This is a genomic window from Aerococcus sp. HMSC10H05, from assembly GCF_001806975.1.
GTDB lineage: Bacteria > Bacillota > Bacilli > Lactobacillales > Aerococcaceae > Aerococcus > Aerococcus viridans_B.
Genome location: NZ_KV786960.1, coordinates 1 through 2,519, shown reverse-complemented (window position 1 = coordinate 2,519; position 2,519 = coordinate 1). Strand labels below are relative to the sequence as shown.

3 protein-coding genes are annotated in these 2,519 nt (G+C 34.7%); all 3 read right to left on the bottom strand.

Annotated elements, in window-relative coordinates; all coding sequences use genetic code 11:
• Window positions 1-456: 456 nt before the first annotated feature.
• Window positions 457-1,377: a MobV family relaxase gene (mobV, locus tag HMPREF3116_RS02095; RefSeq protein WP_256365711.1), complete on the bottom strand. Its 921-nt coding sequence runs from the start codon at window positions 1,375-1,377 to the stop codon at window positions 457-459.
• Window positions 1,378-1,390: 13 nt separating this feature from the next.
• A complete protein-coding gene (locus tag HMPREF3116_RS09270; RefSeq protein ID WP_070467398.1) occupies window positions 1,391-1,669 on the bottom strand; it encodes a plasmid recombination protein in 279 nt (92 codons plus the stop codon).
• Window positions 1,670-2,303: 634 nt separating this feature from the next.
• On the bottom strand, window positions 2,304-2,519 hold a 216-nt coding region (locus HMPREF3116_RS08955), incomplete at its 5' end, for a hypothetical protein (protein ID WP_168125760.1).

The window sequence follows — 2,519 nt, the reverse complement described above, 5'->3', positions numbered from 1 at the left end:
AAAAAAAAGAGAAAAGAAAAAATAAAAAAAGGACGCCTTGCTGACGCAAGCCATTAAAAAAGGGGCAAAGCCCCTTAAACCCCTTATTTTCAAGAAAAAGGGGAATTGTCGTAGTACCCCCCAGAAGTTGGTCGATTTTTTCAAAATCTCCCCCCCAGTTCATTTCCCAATTTCTAAAACAATAAAACCGTGGGCTATTCGCCCACACCCAACAAGCGTAAGACGCTTGACCCTGCCTCTGAAAAGTAGCTAAACAAGCATACCTGTTGGCTTTTCTGTCGGTTTGCAAAAGCTAATTTACTCAAAAAGGCTATGCAAGGGTAAACGTTGCTCACGTTGTTCGCCCTTGCATAGCCTTATTTCGCAAATTTTAACGCTTATGCCGACGAAAAGACCTTAACAGGTATAAATATACTCGAATTGATTTAAAACGCCTTAAAACGCAAATATGAGCTTCTAACGACTTAATTCATCTCTATCTCGTGTTCGAGTTTCATTTCTATGAATTTTTTCAAACTCTCCACCTTTTACAAACTCTTTAATTTCGCTCACAAGGTTATTCATGAGCTTTTTAGCTTGTCCAACAGTTGCACCAAGGGTATTTTCCATAAACTGATTAAAACCTCTGTAAATGCCCTTAATTTCGTTTTTAAGTGATTTATTCTCTTTCTCCAACGAATCAATTTTCTCTAAATTATTATTAAATCTATCTGCCAAATCATTGTAATCACGCACTACTTCTTTGTATTTGCCTTTTACGTAATCAATTCTTTTTGGTAAATCTGTTTCTGCATATTTTTTTAGTTGCTCATTCGATTTATATAAATCTTCATAGCCTTGTATTAAAGCATTTAATTTACTTTCAGGGATAATCACATTTCCTGTTTTTCGTTCTTCATTTTTCGTAAATTCATGACGTAACTTACCAATTCCAATCGTTTCGCCACTTGGTACTTTGACCGTTTTTGTTTCGTCTTTTAAATCTAAACTTTCTTTGTTGATTGTTGGTGTTTTATCGTTCGATAACGCTAAAACTTCTGACTTTCGCTGTTCCAGCGTGGTAGTCATCTCTTTTAATTCGTCCTTTGCCTTTTTATATTCAGGCACCGTCAAATTTTTACGCTCTGAACCTTTTTCGCCACGTTCAAGCTCAAAACCACGCTCATTTAAATAATTTGGTAATTCGTCTTGTACCGCCTGTAAGGCTTGACGATTAAAAACAGTCTTTGCTGTTAGCTTATGTTCAGCGTTAAATGGCACAATCCCTAAATGCATATGCGGTGTTGTTTCGTCTAAGTGAACTTGAGCGTAGCGGATATTCTCATCACCAAATTTTTCAGCGAAGTAATCTTTCGACTGTTCGAAAAAGTCTTTAATTTCTTTATCGTCTTTATCTTTTAAAAAACTGGTTGTCAGAAGTTATGATCCATTCGTTTATTAATACAGCATCTTTTCTGACAGCACGACTACTCGATTTATTTTCGTTAATAAATTGCTGAATATCCGTTTTGTAATTGTCTGTTCGATTGACTAAGTCATAATTCAAATACGAGCGTTCCGTATCAATATCTTTGTTTGAATGATTGTCAGTTAACCGTTGATTATGATTACCTATGCCGACTAAATTGCCAGCTTTCATCTTCTGCATTCTCGCCACTACAAATGACATATAAACACTCCTAACTTCGGTACAGCTTCCATGTAAAGTATAACCCACTATACTTTACTTCGTAAAGGTGGGCTCGCCGAGGGGTCTTGCAGACGGCTATTCGGCTTTTCCAAGCCGAGTATCAGCGACCCCAACGGGTCAATTAGCTGATACGATTTGAGGTTTTCGTGGTCTCCAAAAATTGTCGCTCCTAAAACCTCAAACAAAAATAAAAACCCCCTTCGACTTTCGTCAGGGGGCTTTCTTACGGTTAATTTTTTATAACATCATTTCTTTTATTAAAATAAGTAATAATAAAATTTGATAAGTAAAAAGCAATTATAGGGATTATATACAGGCGATTAAATGAAAAAAAATTAACTCGATTATCGTAAGATATAATTATATAAACTATTAATAAAATTATAGATATAATCTGGATTTTTATATCATAAAAATTATTAAAATAAGTCAGTAAATAGAGTAATATAAAAATAATCACGACTATAAATGTTCCAATAGTTACTTCCACAGCATCAAATCTAGAGAAAAATCTTTGTATATTTACATAAGTGGTAAACAACAAAATTATAAAAGGGAACTAAAATATAGGAAAGCATAAAAGTTTTTTTTCTCATTTTCTAATACCTCACTATTAAAATCTTACGCTAACCTCGATTTCGTGTGCTCCGTTCATACCATATACACGTCCTGTAGCCCAAGATGTCGCGCCTGATAAACCAACTCCACTAGCTCTGTATTTTTTATCTGAAGGAATAATATTAAAAGAGGTACCTGGTCGAACAGTAGGTGAACTAGCTTGATAATTAATGCCATATCTGACACCTCTATTTGTTGTATAGTAAAGACC

Coding starts and splice junctions, on each gene's coding strand:
- HMPREF3116_RS09270 (WP_070467398.1), bottom strand. CDS start 1,669: ATGTCATTTGTAGTGGCGAGAATGCAGAAGATGAAAGCTGGCAATTTA.